Source organism: Mesorhizobium sp. M4A.F.Ca.ET.090.04.2.1 (assembly GCF_003999085.1).
In the GTDB taxonomy this organism is placed as follows: domain Bacteria; phylum Pseudomonadota; class Alphaproteobacteria; order Rhizobiales; family Rhizobiaceae; genus Mesorhizobium.
Genome location: NZ_RZOT01000081.1, coordinates 1 through 14,153, shown reverse-complemented (window position 1 = coordinate 14,153; position 14,153 = coordinate 1). Strand labels below are relative to the sequence as shown.

Genomic DNA, 14,153 nt, shown 5'->3' with positions numbered 1-14,153 from the left:
CCCTGAACCTGCATGATTTCAGCTTCCTTATCGGAAAGCAGATGGTCGATGGTGCTGATCATCTCGTCGGTCAGTTTCTGCACCTGATCCGAACGCTTGCGGTGATCGTCCTCGCCGATGAGGCCGTCCTTTTCGGCCTTCTTGAGGAAATCCATGCCGTCGCGCCGGACATGGCGGACAGCGACGCGGGCGTTCTCGGCATAGCCGTGCGAGATCTTGACCAGTTCCTTGCGGCGCTGCTCGTTGAGTTCGGGCAGCGGGATCCTCAGATTGGTGCCGTCGACGATGGGGTTGAAGCCGAGGTTGGATTCGCGGATGGCGCGGTCGACGGCGCCGACCATCGCCTTGTCCCAGACCGACACCGAAAGCATGCGCGGCTCCGGCACGGACACGTTCGCCACCTGGTTGATCGGCATCGTCGTGCCGTAGGCCTGGACCTGAATTGCGTCGAGCAGGTTGCTGGACGCGCGGCCGGTGCGCAGCGAAGCCAGGTCATGCCGGAACGCGGCGATCGCCCCGTCCATGCGCCGCTTGAGGTCGTCGAACTCACCACTCATCATTGTCTCCTCGACCCGTTTGCCGGGTTCACTGTTTCAGGGCAACAGCCCCGTGCTCGAGCCTTGTTCCGATACCGCCTGCCGCTTCATAGCGGGCTTCCGGATCGGCATCGGCTCCGGATCAATCGTCCGCAACGACCGTACACCGGCCGCCGCCCCTCAGAATCTCGCCAAAACCACCCTTTTCGTGGATCGAATAGACGATTATCGGAATGTTGTTTTCGCGCGCAAGTGCAATCGCTGCCGTATCCATGATCGAAAGCCCGCGTTTGATCACTTCCGCATGGCTTATGCGTTCGAAGCGGGTCGCGTTCGGGTCTTTCTTGGGATCGGCGGAATAGACGCCGTCGACCTGGGTGCCCTTGAACAGCGCATCGGCGCCAATCTCGGCGGCGCGGAGCGCTGCTGCCGAATCGGTGGTGAAGAACGGATTGCCGGTACCGCCGGCGAAGATGACCACCTTGCCCTGGTTCATGTAGGCGGTGGCCTGGCGCTGGGAGAAGCTCTCGCAAAGCTCCGGCATGGCGATCGCCGACAGCACTACGGCATCGACGCCGATCTTGTTCAGCGAGGTGCGCAGCGCCAGCGAGTTGATGACGGTGGCAAGCATGCCCATGTGATCGCCGGTGACGCGGTCGCCGCCCTTGGACGCAACCGCCACGCCTCGGAAAATGTTGCCGCCGCCGATGACGACGCCGACCTCGATGCCCATCGCGCGGGCCTCGGCAATGTCGGCCGCGATGCGGTCAACGACCGAGACATCGATGCCGAAATGCTGCTCCCCCATCAACGCTTCGCCCGACGCTTTCAGCAAGACACGTCGGTAGAGGGGCTTCGCCGTCATCTGATCCTCGTCATTGTGCGTGTGAAGCGCCTGGGGTGGCCGCCCTCGCGCAGGCGCCGCGCCCAAAAACACCGGCGCGATGCGAGTTCCGATACACGAAGGGCGCCGCGATGTCACGCGGCGCCCCTGCGCAATGCCCGCCTCTCCGGCTTGCGCCAATCAGTCGCTGGCAACGCTGACGGCTTCGCCCTCGATGAGCACCGGCTGCGCATAGCCGGCCGGCTTGTCGCCAGTCGTGGCGCCGCCGGTGACCCGGCCCTGGATCTCGAAGCCGAAATAGGAATGGGGGAATGGCGCCGGGGATCTGCTGACTACCTCCAGTCTTTCGCGAAGCGCGGCTGGAATTGAAAAATCCAGCGCCCCGATATTGTCCTGTAGTTGGGCAAGCTTGGTCGCGCCGAGAATGACCGTGGCGACGCCCGGCTGCGTCGCCACCCAGTTGAGCGCGACCTGGGGCATGCTGCGGCCGAGTTCGGCGGCAACCTTTTCGAGCTCCGCCACGATCTTCCAGTTGCGCTCGGTGAATTTCTGGAACCCCGGATGGGTGGTGTTGCGGAACCCATCGAGCCGGCCGGCATTTCCGGCCTGCGCCGGCCGATACTTGCCGCTGAGCAAGCCGCTGGCCAGCGGGCTCCAGACCATGATGCCCGCCCCGTGACGCGTGCCGAAGGGGACGAACTCATGCTCGATCGAACGTTCGGCGAGCGAATATTCGAGCTGCAAGGCCGAAACTGGCTCGTAGCCGCGCAATTCGGCAATCGCCTGGGCGCGGCCGGCATACCAGGCCGGCACGTCCGACAGACCGATATGGCGCACCTTGCCCGCGCGCACCAGGTCGTCCAGCGTGCGCATGACCTCTTCGGCCGGCGTCAGCCTGTCCCAGACGTGAAGCAGGTAGAGGTCGATATAGTCCGTGCCGAGCCGCCTGAGCGAGGCCTCCACCGCGCGCATGATGTTCTTGCGGCCATTGCCGCCGCTGTTCGGATTGCCGGGCTCGGTGTTCATGGTGAACTTGGTGGCGATCACTGCCTTGTCGCGCAGCCCGCGCTCGGCGACGAATTCGCCGAGCCAGGTCTCGCTCGTGCCATTGGTGTAGAGGTCGGCGGTATCGAAGAAATTGCCGCCTGCCTCGACATAGGCGTCGAACATCGAGCGGGCGGTTTCCCGGTCGGCTCCCCAGCCCCATTCCGTGCCGAAGGTCATCGTGCCGAGCGCGATGCGGCTTACCCGAAGGCCGCTGTTGCCGAGGGTGTAGTAATTCATCGTCATGATGTAGTTCCGATTCTGATAGGGATTGATGCCGCCATTCAGCGGCCGGGAGTGGTCTTGACCCACGCGTTGCCGCGCTCATGCGTCATGCGGAACGTGAAGCCATCCACTTTCCAGCCGGCTTGCGTGCGGGTCAGGCGGTGCTCGTAGGTGCCCCAGACTTCCCAGAGCGGGTCGCCATTGCCTTCCATCCGATTCCAGGCGTAGCCATTCGACGACACGGTGGCGCGGTCGCCGTCGATCACCACCTGGTGGTTGGTGCGCAGGTGCAGGCTCGTCTTGCTCCCCTTGAGGTTCGCCGACCATGTGCCGATCAGCTCGTCCGAGGCGATGGTGGCCGGCGGCCGTCCGGAGAGGCTGCTGAAATCCACAGTGACCCGATCCGCGAAATAGCTACGGGCAAGCGGCCAGTCCTGCGCGTCGACGGCGCGGTCGATCGAGTCGGCGATGCGGATCACGGCGCGCTCATTGGCGTGCGCGTGCCAGTCCGACGGTTCCGCTCCGCCGGCATCGACCGGTGCCAATGCCATGCCCGCTGCGAAAGTGACGTGCTTCAACGCTTTCATCTCGTCTTCTCCTTCTGCATCGGCCCGCCGCCGGTGGCGCTGGCGACAATGTGTGCAAGTATGCGGCAGACGATAAGATTGCATTGTTCGCAATGACTATGCGATACCGCTCATCAATGGATCGCGATCTGCTCAGCCACCTGCCTGTCGTCGTCGCCGTCGCACGGCGCGGCGGCTTCGCGCTCGCCGCGGCCGAGCTCGGCATGAGCCCGTCGGCGGTCAGCCACGCTGTGCGTCTGGTCGAGGAGCGGATCGGTCAGCCGCTGTTCGCGCGCACGACGCGCAGCGTCTCGCTGACCGAAGCCGGCAAGGCATTGATCGAGACCGCAGCCCCTGCCCTGCAGGACATCGCCGAACGCATGGACCGCATCCGCGGCATCGGCGGCCGCCCGGCGGGGCTGCTCAGGATCAACGTCTCCCATATCGCCATCCCGCTGGCGGTGACCCCCGTGGTGGCGGCGATGGCGGAGCGCTATCCGGACGTGACCGTCGAGCTGTTTGCCGATCAGGGCCTCGTCGATATCGTGGGAGAAGGTTTCGACGCCGGCATCAGGCTGGGCGAGATGATCGCACAGGATATGGTGGCGGTCCGGCTGACGCCGCCATTCAGTGTCGTGATGGCTGCTTCGCCGACCTATGTCGGGCGGCGCGGCCGTCCCACCGCCATCGCCGATCTCGCCGGCCACAATTGCATCGGCTACCGCCTCGTGCGCAGTGGCGCGCTCTACCGCTGGGACCTGAGCGAGGACGGCAATGACGTCTCTGTGGAAACGAATGGCACGGCAATCGTCACCGATTCGCTCGCCGCGATCGACCTCGCGCTTGCCGGGGTTGGCATCATCTATGTCTTTGAGCCGCTGGTGCGCGCCCACATCGCCGCCGGTCGCCTCGTGCAGATCCTGCCGCAGTCGGCGATCGAGGAACCCGGCCTGTTCCTCTATTTCCCGCGCCGGGCGTCGATGGCGCCGAAGCTCCGGGCCTTCATCGACACCGCGCAAGAAATCGGCCGGGCATCCTCGCGGACGCCCGGCCGTGCTGCCTGAGCTCTGTAGCCCTACTTGTGCTTCGGGCTATTTCTTGACCGCCGCCGCGACTTCCGCGGCGAAATCGGTCTCTTCCTTCTCGATGCCTTCGCCGAGCGCGTAACGCACATAGCCGGTGATCTTTGCAGGAGCGCCGATTTCCTTCTCGGCATCCTTCAGCGCCTTCTCGACGGTGATGTCGGGATTGAGCACGAAAGCCTGCTTCAGCAGAACGACCTCTTCATAGAACTTGCGCAGGCGGCCCTCGACCATCTTTTCGATGATCGCCTCCGGCTTGCCGGACTGGCGCGCCTGGTCGGAGAAGATCGCCTTCTCGCGTTCGACCAGCGCCGGATCGACTTCCTCGGCGGTCAGCGCAACCGGGTTGGAATTCGCAACATGCATGGCGACATGGCGACCAAAGGCATTTGCGGCCTCTGCATTACCGGTGGTCTCGATGGCAACCAGCACGCCGAGCTTGCCGAGGCCGTCGGCGACCTTGTTATGCACATAGTTCGCCACCACGCCGTGCGCGACAGAGAGCTTGGTCGAACGACGGAAGCCCATGTTTTCGCCGATGGTGCCGACCGCATCCTTGATCGTCTCGGTGACCGACTTGTCCGAGCCCGTGTACTTGGCGGCCGCCACAGCTTCGGTCGCGCCATAGGCCAGCGCCACCTTGGCGACGTTGGCGACGATCTCCTGGAACGCGGCATTGCGGGCGACGAAGTCGGTCTCGGAATTGACCTCGACAATGGCAGCCTCGCGCAGGCCGGCATCAACGCCGATAAGGCCCTCGGCAGCGGTGCGGCCAGCCTTCTTGTCGGCCTTGGAGATGCCCTTCTTGCGCAGCCAGTCGACGGCCTCTTCCATGTTGCCGTTGGTCTCGTTCAACGCCGCCTTGCAGTCCATCATGCCCGCGCCGGTCAAGTCGCGGAGTTCTTTGACCTGTGCAGCCGTAATGCTCATTGTCGCCTCTTTGTTTCAAATGCGCCGACGCACCATCGATTCTCGATGATGCGCCCGGCGACAGCGCTTAGCGCGCCAAGATATTGGAAAGATGAAGGCCGGAACCGGCCTTCGCTATTATGCTTCCGGGGTCTCGGCCGCCGGGGCATCGAGCGCCGGCTCGACCGGAGCCTCGACCGAGGCGCCGATGTCGACGCCGAGCGCGCCCTGCTGGCGAGCGATGCCGTCGATCGCAGCCTTGGCGATCAGGTCGCAGTAGAGCTGGATGGCGCGAGCCGCGTCGTCATTGCCGGGGATGGGGAAGTCGATCTTGTCCGGGTCGCAGTTCGAATCGATGATGGCGACGACCGGAATGCCGAGGCGCTTGGCCTCGAGGATGGCGATCGCTTCCTTGTTGGTATCGATGACGAACATCAGGTCCGGCGTCGAGCCCATGTCCTTGATGCCGCCCAGCGCCTTGTCGAGCTTCTCGCGCTCGCGGTCGAGGTTGAGGCGCTCCTTCTTGGTCAGGCCCTGTGCCTCGCCGGCCAGCAGTTCGTCGAGCTTGCGCAGGCGCTGGATCGAGTTCGAGATCGTCTTCCAGTTGGTCAGCATGCCGCCGAGCCAACGCGAGTTGACGTAATACTGGGCCGAGCGCTGCGCGGCGTCAGCGACGATTTCGGACGCCTGGCGCTTGGTGCCGACGAACAGCACGCGGCCGCCCTTGGCGACGGTGTCCGACACCTGCTTGAGCGCCTGGTGCAGCAGCGGCACCGTCTGCGACAGGTCGATGATGTGGATGTTGTTGCGGGCGCCGTAGATGTAGGGCGCCATCTTCGGGTTCCAGCGGTGGGTCTGGTGGCCGAAGTGAATGCCAGCTTCCAAAAGCTGGCGCATGCTGAAATCAGGCAGAGCCATTCTTAGTTCCTTTCCGGTTGGCCTCCACGGACACAGGCATTTTCGGACCGAGGTCCTTGAACGCCACCGGAGGTTTCAGCCGGATTTCTCCCGGGCAGACACCAAAGTCCGTGTGTGGAATGAACGCGCATATAGAGGGGATGCGCGACAAACGCAAGCGCCCCTGCTCCTTGCCGATCAGCGTGCGACGATCAGCGCACCGGTGCCGATCATGGCGCCGCCGGCAAACCTGTTCATCAGGCGCATGCGCCCCGGCGTCCTGAACCAGCCGGAGGCCCGCCCGGCGAGCGCCGCGTAGACGCCCATGGTGCCAATGTTGACGCTGATGACGACCGCTATCACCAGCAGCCCATCGGCGAAGGTCATGGTGTCGAGATCGAGGATCAGCGGCATGATCGAGGCGTGGAACAGGATTGCCTTGGGATTGCCGAGCGCTATGGAGGCGCCGAGGAAAAACGAGCGTGAGAGCCTCGCCTGGGATGCCTGCGCCGTATCCGCACGGGCGTTGGCCGAGCGCCACATCCGGATGCCGAGGAACACCAGATAGGCAGCGCCCGCATATTTCAGGGCGAGGAACACCCATTCGAAAGTCTGTGCCAGCGCCACCAGGCCGAGCAGCGCCAGGATCACCAGCACCGCATCGCCGAAGGCAATGCCGACACCGGCCATGAAGGCGCGGACGAAGCCACGCGAGACGCCGTTGGTGATGACCGCGAACATTGCCGGGCCGGGCGTAGCGGCGGCAAGCGTGATCGCGGCGCAGTAAGCCAGAAATGCCGTGAGCGTCATGGCCTTATCTTCCCGTTAGGAACCCGCACACGGCGGAAGATCGCAACAATCTCCTCGCGGCTGCACTCGATCGCGCCCAGCCGCACCGCCCGGTCGCGCTCGAAGCCGGTTATGTCATAATGCGGCGCCGATGTCTTGGGCGGCCCCTGGTAGGACGAGCGCTTGAGGCCGAGTTCGGTGGCAAAGCGATGCAGTTCATCGGTGTCGTCGGCCATCAAATGGCACCAGCGGTGGCCGGCCCATTTCCAGATCGCCGCATCGACATAGATCGCCATCAGGCCTGCCGCTCCCCTCTTCAGCGCCGACGGCCCTGCGAGACGATTTGCCTTTGGACTATTTCGATGCAGGACAGGGTTTCGCCTGGTCGAACAGCGACAGGTTGACCAGCTTGCCGGTCATCGAGAAGTCGCCATAGTCCATGACGAGATCGCGGGTGATGCCGTTTTCGTGCAGCTTGAAGCTGATCCGGTACTCCGGGACCTCCTCGCCGCTCTTGTCGGTGTCGTCGAAATAGGCGATGTCGACCGGCCAGTATTTGTCGGCGGCGAGCTTGGCCAGCGCCGGCGCTTCCGGGTCGGTCTTGTCGGCGTCGGTCTTCTTGCCGACGACGACCGTCGTGGTCATCACCTTGTTGGCGTCTTCCGACCCGTCGAAAAGGTTGGTTTCATAGAAGCTTTCGCCCTTCTCGGCCTTGCCGATCAGTTCCACCAGATGCTGGGTCGGGAACTGGGTGGCGGCGAGCTCCAGGCTGTTCTTCTCGGGCTTGTCGATGTCGACCTTGAGGCCCTTGGGCTCCCTGGTCGCCATGCCCTTGACCTCCTTGTCGAGATTCTGGTCGACGAAGGATTTGGTGACGAAGGAGAAGGTCTTGCCCTCGGCATCCTCGAAAGTGGTCGTCTGTTGATCGGTCAGACGCGTATTGTCGTTGGTGACGATCTGGGTGACGAAGCGGAACTTTACCGTGTAGCCCTCGCAGGGCGAGCCATTGAATTCGTAGACCATGCGGCCCGAAATGCCGGTTATGCCGGAGCGGTCGGATGCCTTGTTGAGGGTCAGGTCGTAGACCGCGCGGTGCGCCTGCAGCGCCGGAACGGCAAAGGCGGGAGCCACCAGGAACAGCGCTGGCACAAGAACGGCAGGGAATGCTAGGCGCTTTGCGCGCATATGGTGCTCCGATCGTCGCGGCTGATGGCAGGCCGCAGGGAAAGATGGTCCAGCTTAAAAAAAGTCATGGCGGAAGCGAGGCAAAAATAGCAATTTCGGCCCGGCTCGCGCGGCGTCTTCAAGCAATAGGGAAATACGATGGGTGAAACAATCGAAAAGCGGCTAAGCGATCTCGGCGTCACAATTCCGGCTGCCGCCGCGCCGGCCGCCAACTATGTGCCCTATTGCCGGACCGGCAATCTGCTGTTCACGGCGGGGCAGTTGCCGCTCAAGGACGGCAAGCTGCAGGCGAGCGGCCTACTCGGCCGCGACGTCGATACGGCGACTGGCAAGGAAGCCGCAAAATACTGCGCCATCAACATTCTGGCGCAGGCCAAGGCAGCGCTCGGCGATCTCGGGAAGGTCCGGCGCCTGGTCAAGATCACCGTCTTCGTCGCCTCGGCGCCCGACTTTGTCGAGCAGCATCTGGTCGCCAACGGCGCTTCCGATTTCCTGGTCGCGGTGCTGGGCGAAAGCGGCAAGCACGCCCGCTCCGCCGTCGGCACCGCCTCGCTGCCGCTTAACGCGGCGGTGGAGATCGAAGCGATCTTCGAAGTCGAATGAGCCGGACCGATATCATGACCGACCTTTCCTGGCTGACCGCACGCCCTGTCGCGCATCGCGGCTTCCACGACATGAACAAGGCGCGCTGGGAGAACACGCTGTCGGCCTTCGCGGCCGCCGCCGAGCGCGGCTACGCGATCGAATGCGACGTGCATCTCTCCTCGGACCGCGTTCCCGTCATCATCCATGATGGCGACCTCAAGCGGCTGACCGGTGAGGACGGCTTCGTCTGGCAGCGCACGGCGGCGGAGCTCTCGGCGCTCAAGGTCGGCGGCACGGCCGATCATGTGCCGACGCTGCAGCAGGCGCTCGACCTGATCGACGGCCGCGTGCCGCTGGTGGTCGAACTGAAGGGCACGCCGGGCTACGACCAGGGCCTTGTGGCGAGCGTCGGCAAGATGCTCAATCGCTACAAGGGCAAGGCGGCGATCATGTCGTTCGACCATTGGCTGATCCGCGATTTTCCGAAGGACGCGCCCGGCATTCCTGGCGGGCTGACCGCCTACGGCAAGGACAACCAGTTGATCGAGGCGCATTTCGCCATGCTGGCGCATGACATCGCCTTCACCTCCTATGCCGCCGGCGACCTGCCCAACCCCTTCGTCAGCTTCGTGCGCCAGCGGCTGAAAATGCCGGTCATCACCTGGACCGTGCATGACCAGCCGGCGGTCGACCTCACCTTCAAATATGCCGACCAGATGACCTTCGAAGGTTTCGAACCCGACCTCGTAAAGGTGGCGTGATCCAGGCTTGCGCAGCCCCGTATGGAGCTTAAATAAGCCTCATGGATCAGGGTGATGACGATGATGGACAGATGGCGAATGCGGAGTTTTCGATCCGCGTCGCCTCCGGTATCGGCGCCTTCACCTGCGATGAGTGGAACGGCTTTGCCGGGACCACGCGCGGTGACAAGGAAAACGGCTACAACCCTCTCGTTTCATTCGCTTTTCTGAGCGCGCTTGAAGAGTCCGGCTGCGCTGTGCGCCGCACCGGCTGGCAGGGCCACCACCTGCGATTGGAGACGGCGCAGGGCAAGCTGCTGGGCGCCGTGCCCTGCTATCTCAAATCGCACAGCCAAGGCGAATATGTTTTCGACCACGGCTGGTCGGATGCGTTCGAACGCGCCGGTGGCCGCTACTATCCGAAGCTGCAAAGTGCCGTGCCGTTCACTCCCGTCACCGGCCCTCGCCTGCTGGTCAGCAAGGGCGAGGATGACAGCGCGGTGAAGGCCGGCCTCGCGGCTGGCCTGAAGATGGTGACCGACAAGCTCGGCGTGTCCTCCGCTCACGTCACCTTCGCCTCGGAAAGCGATGTCGTCACGCTGGAGGCGGCCGGCTTCCTGCACCGCACCGACCAGCAGTTCCATTTCTTCAATGAAGGCTTTTCGAGCTATGACGACTTCCTGGCCACGCTTGCTTCCCGCAAGCGCAAGGCGATGAAGAAGGAGCGGCGCGAGGCACTGGCCGACGGCATCTCGATCGACTGGCTGACCGGCAAGGACCTGACCGAAAGGGTCTGGGACGACTTCTTTGCCTTCTACATGGACACCGGCGGCAGGAAATGGGGCCGTCCCTATCTGAACCGCCAGTTCTTCTCGCTGATCGGCGAGCGCATGGCCGACGACATCCTGCTGGTGATGGCCAGGCGCAACGGCCGCTACATCGCCGGCGCCATCAACTTCATCGGCTCCGATGCGCTCTACGGGCGCAACTGGGGCTGCATCGAGAACCATCCCTTCCTGCATTTCGAGATCTGCTATCACCAGGCGATCGACTTCGCCATCGAACGCAAGCTGAAGGTCGTGGAAGCCGGCGCGCAGGGCGAGCACAAGCTGGCGCGCGGCTACCGCCCGGTGACCATGCACTCGGCGCACTACATCGCGCATCCCGGCCTGCGCAACGCGGTGGCCGATTATCTGCGCCGCGAGCGCCGTGAGGTCGAGCGGATGGGCGAATATCTCGAGGACCACACGCCATTCCGCAAGGATCTGGCCGAATAGCCCCTCGTCCTTGTCGAGGCAGGCATAATCGATCTCGGGTGACCTGCCTTGCCGCGCCATGACGGCTTCGCTACACGAGGCAGGACATCCTTGATCAGGAGCGCCCGCCATGGCTGACTACGATTCCGGCAACATCTTCGCGAAGATCCTGCGCGGCGAAATCCCCTCGCACCGTGTCTATGAAGACGATGCGGTCATCGCCTTCATGGATGTGATGCCGCAAGGAGCGGGCCACACCCTGGTGGTGCCGAAGGCGCCGTCGCGCAATCTGCTCGACGCTGACGCGGCCACGCTCGGGCCGCTCTTCACGATCGTTCAGAAGTTGGCGCGGGCGGTCAAGAAGGCTTTCGGCGCCGATGGCGTCACCATCCTGCAGTTCAACGAACCGGCTTCGGGCCAGACCGTCTACCACCTCCATGTCCATGTCATTCCGCGCTTCGAGGGCATCCCCTTGAAGCCGCACAGCGGACAGATGGAACAGCCCGAGGTGCTGGCGGAAAATGCGAGCAAGATCCGGGCGGCGCTTGCTGACTGAACGAGCGCCGGCCGAAGCGCGCGACCATGGCGCGGCGAGCTTACCTTTCCCGCTCGCCGCGCAGCTTGGCCCAATAGTCCAGCCGTTTCCTGATATCGCGCTCGAAGCCGCGCTCAGGCGGATCGTAGAAGGTGCGCCGGCCCATCTTTTCCGGGAAATAGTCCTGGCCGGAAAAGGCGTCGGGCTCGTCGTGGTCGTAGCGATAGCCGGCGCCGTAGTCCTCTTCCTTCATCAGCTTGGTCGGCGCGTTGAGGATGTGCTTGGGCGGCAGCAGCGAGCCGTACTCCTTGGCCGCTTGCGTCGCCGCCTTGAAGGCGGTGTAGACGGCGTTGGATTTCGGCGCGGTGGCGAGATAGACGGCGGCCTCGGCGAAGGCGAGCTCGCCCTCGGGCGAACCAAGATAGTCATAGGCGTCCTTCGCGGCATTGGCGATGACCAGCGCCTGCGGGTCGGCCAGCCCGATATCCTCCACCGCCATGCGCACCAGCCGACGGCCAAGATAGAGCGGATCCTCGCCTGCGTCGAACATGCGGGCGAGATAGTAGAGGGCGGCGTCCGGGTCGGAGCCGCGCACCGATTTGTGCAGCGCCGAGATCAGATTGTAGTGACCGTCCTGGCCCTTGTCGTAGATCGGCGCGCGGCGCTGGATGATGCGCTGCAGACCCTCCGGGCCGAACACCTCGCCGGACTTGGCGGCGCGCCACACTTCTTCGGCGAGCGTCAGCGAGGCGCGGCCGTCGCCGTCGCTCATGCGGACGAGCATGGCGCGCGCCTCGTCGTCGAGTGGCAGCGCCCTGCCCTCGGCATCCTCGGCGCGTGCCAGAAGCTTGGCGATGCTGTCCTCGCCGAGTGAACGGAACACCAGCACACGCGCCCGCGACAGCAACGCCGCGTTCAGCTCGAAGGATGGGTTTTCCGTGGTGGCGCCGACCAGCACGACGGTGCCGTCTTCCATCACCGGCAAAAAGCCGTCCTGCTGGGCACGGTTGAAGCGATGGATCTCATCGACGAAGAGCAGGGTCTGGCGGCCGTTGGCGCGGCGCAGCTTGGCCGCCTCGAACACCTTCTTCAGGTCGGCCACGCCCGAAAACACCGCCGATATCTGCTCGAAGGCGAGCTTGGTCTCGCCGGCAAGCAACCGCGCAACCGTGGTCTTGCCGGTGCCGGGCGGCCCCCAGAAGATCATCGAGCCGAGAGAGCCGGAATCGATCAGCCTGGTCAGCGCGCCATCGGGACCGGTCAGATGCTCCTGGCCGACCACCTCGCCGAGGTTTTTCGGGCGCAGCCGGTCGGCCAGCGGCCGGCCGGGCGGCGCCTTTTCCGGTTCATCGACGCTGAACAGATCGGCCATGAACGTCTTCGAAGCTGGAGGGCGATCCCTTGGATCGCCTCAATAACGCAACACCTGGCGCAGTATCTGCCCGCCGCGCTCGACGGTAAAGCGCCACCAGCGCGTGTCCTGCTGGGCTATTTGCGCCAGCGTCGCCGCCGTGTCGATGGTCGTGCCGTTCACCTCACGCACAATGTCGCCCGGCTGAAAGCCGAAATCGGCCGCCGGCGAATCGCGATTGATATCTACTACGGTGACGCCCTTGAGGTCGGTGCGCAGGCCGAGCTTCTGGGCAAGCCTCGGCGACAGTTCCGCGACCTTGGCGCCGGCGAACGGGCTGCGGCCATGCAGCGTCACCTCAGTGGCCTTGGCGCCTTCCGGCGCTCGCTCCAGCGGGATCTCCATCGTCGCCTGCTGGCCCTTGCTCAGCACAGCGAAGCTGGCCTTGGAGCCGATCGACAAGGTGGCCATGCGATAGTCAAGAGCCTCGATGCTTTCGACCGTCGTGTTGTTGAGCGACAGCACGACGTCGCCAGGCTTCAGCCCCGCCTTGCCCGCCGGCCCGGTAGCGTCGACCGTCGAGACCAGCGCGCCGGTCGGCTTTTCCATGCCGAGCGATTCGGCGATCTGCGGCGTCACCGCCTCGAACTCGGCGCCGATATAGGGCCGCTCGAAGAAATCGAGCCCGGCTTTGGCGGCGTCAGCGAAAGCCCGCACCATGTTGGCGGGGATGGCAAAACCGATGCCGATCGAGCCGCCGCTGCGGCTGTAGATAGCCGTGTTGATGCCGACCAGCTGACCGCCCATGTTGATCAGCGCGCCGCCGGAATTGCCGGGATTGATGGCGGCGTCAGTCTGGATGAAGTAGCCCGAATCCGAGACGCCGATATGGCTGCGGGCAAGTGCCGAAACGATGCCGCTGGTGGTGGTCTGTCCGACGCCGAACGGATTGCCGATGGCCAGCACCAGGTCGCCGACCTCCAGCGCGTCGGAATCGCCGATGGCGATCACCGGGAAAGGCTTGTCGGCCGAGATCTTGAGCACGGCGAGATCGAGTGTCTCGTCCTTGAGCATGACCTTGCTGGCGAACTCGCGACCGTCAGCGGTCGCCACCTTCACCTCGTCGGCATCCTTGATGACGTGGTAATTGGTGACGATGACGCCGCTCGGGTCGACCAGTACGCCGGAGCCGAGCGAGGACTGCGCGCGCGGCTGCGCGCGCCCGAAGAACTCCTCGAAGAACGGGTCGCCCTCGAAAGGCGACGTCACCTTGGCCGTCTGCGAGGCATAGACGTTGACCACGGCCGGCGCCGTCTGCTTGACCAGCGGCGCGAACGAGAGCTGCACCTCCTCGCGACCGAACGGCACGCGCTTGTCCGGCCCGGAGGTGGCATTTTCGCCTTCGACGCCATGCAGCAGATCGGTCAGCACGTCGGACAAGCCCGGATCAGCGGGCTTGGTGGCGTCCTCGGCCAGTGCCTGCCTGGCCGCCGGTGCGAACGCCAGCAAGGCCGAAATCAGAACAATGGACAGCCGTTTGACGTGCATTCCGAATCCTCCAAATCGGGCGCCATTCTCCCGACGATTGTGCAGAATGAAAGGCTAATGC

16 protein-coding genes are annotated in these 14,153 nt (G+C 64.3%); 5 read left to right on the top strand and 11 right to left on the bottom strand.

Translation table 11 applies throughout. The annotated features are described in order from the left end of the window. From frr to EN781_RS08575, 4 genes are all read right to left on the bottom strand, one after another. The coding region (gene frr / locus EN781_RS08590) for a ribosome recycling factor (protein ID WP_127399902.1) at positions 1–557 on the bottom strand (557 nt) is incomplete at its 3' end. Between the two features lie 121 nt (positions 558–678). Next, entirely contained in the window at positions 679–1,401 is a 723-nt protein-coding gene (pyrH, locus tag EN781_RS08585) for a UMP kinase (protein WP_126054464.1), read from the bottom strand. Between the two features lie 159 nt (positions 1,402–1,560). Beyond that, positions 1,561–2,670, bottom strand: a complete 1,110-nt coding sequence (locus tag EN781_RS08580; RefSeq protein ID WP_126054463.1) for an aldo/keto reductase — start codon at positions 2,668–2,670, stop codon at positions 1,561–1,563. A gap of 38 nt (positions 2,671–2,708) precedes the next feature. Continuing rightward, a complete protein-coding gene (locus EN781_RS08575) occupies positions 2,709–3,236 on the bottom strand; it encodes a nuclear transport factor 2 family protein (protein WP_126054462.1) in 528 nt (175 codons plus the stop codon). A gap of 116 nt (positions 3,237–3,352) precedes the next feature. Here EN781_RS08575 and EN781_RS08570 point away from each other — a divergent pair, with 116 nt between their 5' ends. Further along, positions 3,353–4,279 (top strand): LysR family transcriptional regulator, encoded by a 927-nt coding sequence (locus EN781_RS08570; RefSeq protein WP_126054461.1) that lies wholly within the window; start codon positions 3,353–3,355, stop codon positions 4,277–4,279. Between the two features lie 27 nt (positions 4,280–4,306). Here EN781_RS08570 and tsf read toward each other — a convergent pair whose 3' ends face one another. The 5 genes from tsf to EN781_RS08545 form a co-directional block, all read right to left on the bottom strand. Beyond that, on the bottom strand, positions 4,307–5,227 hold the full coding sequence (gene tsf, locus EN781_RS08565; RefSeq protein WP_126054460.1) for a translation elongation factor Ts: 921 nt from the start codon (positions 5,225–5,227) through the stop codon (positions 4,307–4,309). 117 nt (positions 5,228–5,344) lie between these two features. Next, on the bottom strand, positions 5,345–6,124 hold the full coding sequence (gene rpsB, locus EN781_RS08560; RefSeq protein WP_126054459.1) for a 30S ribosomal protein S2: 780 nt from the start codon (positions 6,122–6,124) through the stop codon (positions 5,345–5,347). Positions 6,125–6,301: 177 nt separating this feature from the next. Further along, the gene (locus tag EN781_RS08555) at positions 6,302–6,913 is read right to left on the bottom strand and encodes a LysE family translocator (protein WP_126054458.1); all 612 of its coding nucleotides are present in this window, start codon (positions 6,911–6,913) and stop codon (positions 6,302–6,304) included. Then, the gene (locus EN781_RS08550) at positions 6,910–7,188 is read right to left on the bottom strand and encodes a DUF4031 domain-containing protein (protein WP_126054457.1); all 279 of its coding nucleotides are present in this window, start codon (positions 7,186–7,188) and stop codon (positions 6,910–6,912) included. Before EN781_RS08550 ends, EN781_RS08555 begins: the two co-directional genes overlap by 4 nt. 58 nt (positions 7,189–7,246) lie before the next feature. Then, on the bottom strand, positions 7,247–8,077 hold the full coding sequence (locus tag EN781_RS08545; RefSeq protein WP_126054456.1) for a cell envelope integrity EipB family protein: 831 nt from the start codon (positions 8,075–8,077) through the stop codon (positions 7,247–7,249). 138 nt (positions 8,078–8,215) lie between these two features. On the opposite strand from EN781_RS08545, the gene EN781_RS08540 reads away from it, so the two are divergent. The 4 genes from EN781_RS08540 (at position 8,216) to EN781_RS08525 (ending at position 11,214) form a co-directional block, all read left to right on the top strand. Beyond that, positions 8,216–8,680: a RidA family protein gene (locus tag EN781_RS08540; RefSeq protein ID WP_126054455.1), complete on the top strand. Its 465-nt coding sequence runs from the start codon at positions 8,216–8,218 to the stop codon at positions 8,678–8,680. A 14-nt stretch (positions 8,681–8,694) separates the two neighbouring features. Further along, a complete protein-coding gene (locus tag EN781_RS08535) occupies positions 8,695–9,423 on the top strand; it encodes a glycerophosphodiester phosphodiesterase (protein ID WP_126054454.1) in 729 nt (242 codons plus the stop codon). 41 nt (positions 9,424–9,464) lie between these two features. Continuing rightward, the gene (locus EN781_RS08530; protein ID WP_126054453.1) at positions 9,465–10,679 is read left to right on the top strand and encodes a GNAT family N-acetyltransferase; all 1,215 of its coding nucleotides are present in this window, start codon (positions 9,465–9,467) and stop codon (positions 10,677–10,679) included. Positions 10,680–10,788: 109 nt separating this feature from the next. Beyond that, positions 10,789–11,214: an HIT family protein gene (locus tag EN781_RS08525; protein ID WP_126054452.1), complete on the top strand. Its 426-nt coding sequence runs from the start codon at positions 10,789–10,791 to the stop codon at positions 11,212–11,214. 40 nt (positions 11,215–11,254) lie between these two features. Here the strand turns inward: EN781_RS08525 and EN781_RS08520 are convergent, their stop codons facing one another. Continuing rightward, on the bottom strand, positions 11,255–12,565 hold the full coding sequence (locus EN781_RS08520; RefSeq protein ID WP_126054451.1) for a replication-associated recombination protein A: 1,311 nt from the start codon (positions 12,563–12,565) through the stop codon (positions 11,255–11,257). Positions 12,566–12,604: 39 nt separating this feature from the next. Next, a complete protein-coding gene (locus EN781_RS08515; RefSeq protein ID WP_126054450.1) occupies positions 12,605–14,092 on the bottom strand; it encodes a DegQ family serine endoprotease in 1,488 nt (495 codons plus the stop codon). Positions 14,093–14,153 lie beyond the last annotated feature (61 nt).

Coding starts and splice junctions, on each gene's coding strand:
- pyrH (WP_126054464.1), bottom strand. CDS start 1,401: ATGACGGCGAAGCCCCTCTACCGACGTGTCTTGCTGAAAGCGTCGGGC.
- EN781_RS08580 (WP_126054463.1), bottom strand. CDS start 2,670: ATGACGATGAATTACTACACCCTCGGCAACAGCGGCCTTCGGGTAAGC.
- EN781_RS08575 (WP_126054462.1), bottom strand. CDS start 3,236: ATGAAAGCGTTGAAGCACGTCACTTTCGCAGCGGGCATGGCATTGGCA.
- EN781_RS08570 (WP_126054461.1), top strand. CDS start 3,353: ATGGATCGCGATCTGCTCAGCCACCTGCCTGTCGTCGTCGCCGTCGCA.
- tsf (WP_126054460.1), bottom strand. CDS start 5,227: ATGAGCATTACGGCTGCACAGGTCAAAGAACTCCGCGACTTGACCGGC.
- rpsB (WP_126054459.1), bottom strand. CDS start 6,124: ATGGCTCTGCCTGATTTCAGCATGCGCCAGCTTTTGGAAGCTGGCATT.
- EN781_RS08555 (WP_126054458.1), bottom strand. CDS start 6,913: ATGACGCTCACGGCATTTCTGGCTTACTGCGCCGCGATCACGCTTGCC.
- EN781_RS08550 (WP_126054457.1), bottom strand. CDS start 7,188: ATGGCGATCTATGTCGATGCGGCGATCTGGAAATGGGCCGGCCACCGC.
- EN781_RS08545 (WP_126054456.1), bottom strand. CDS start 8,077: ATGCGCGCAAAGCGCCTAGCATTCCCTGCCGTTCTTGTGCCAGCGCTG.
- EN781_RS08540 (WP_126054455.1), top strand. CDS start 8,216: ATGGGTGAAACAATCGAAAAGCGGCTAAGCGATCTCGGCGTCACAATT.
- EN781_RS08535 (WP_126054454.1), top strand. CDS start 8,695: ATGACCGACCTTTCCTGGCTGACCGCACGCCCTGTCGCGCATCGCGGC.
- EN781_RS08530 (WP_126054453.1), top strand. CDS start 9,465: ATGGATCAGGGTGATGACGATGATGGACAGATGGCGAATGCGGAGTTT.
- EN781_RS08525 (WP_126054452.1), top strand. CDS start 10,789: ATGGCTGACTACGATTCCGGCAACATCTTCGCGAAGATCCTGCGCGGC.
- EN781_RS08520 (WP_126054451.1), bottom strand. CDS start 12,565: ATGGCCGATCTGTTCAGCGTCGATGAACCGGAAAAGGCGCCGCCCGGC.
- EN781_RS08515 (WP_126054450.1), bottom strand. CDS start 14,092: ATGCACGTCAAACGGCTGTCCATTGTTCTGATTTCGGCCTTGCTGGCG.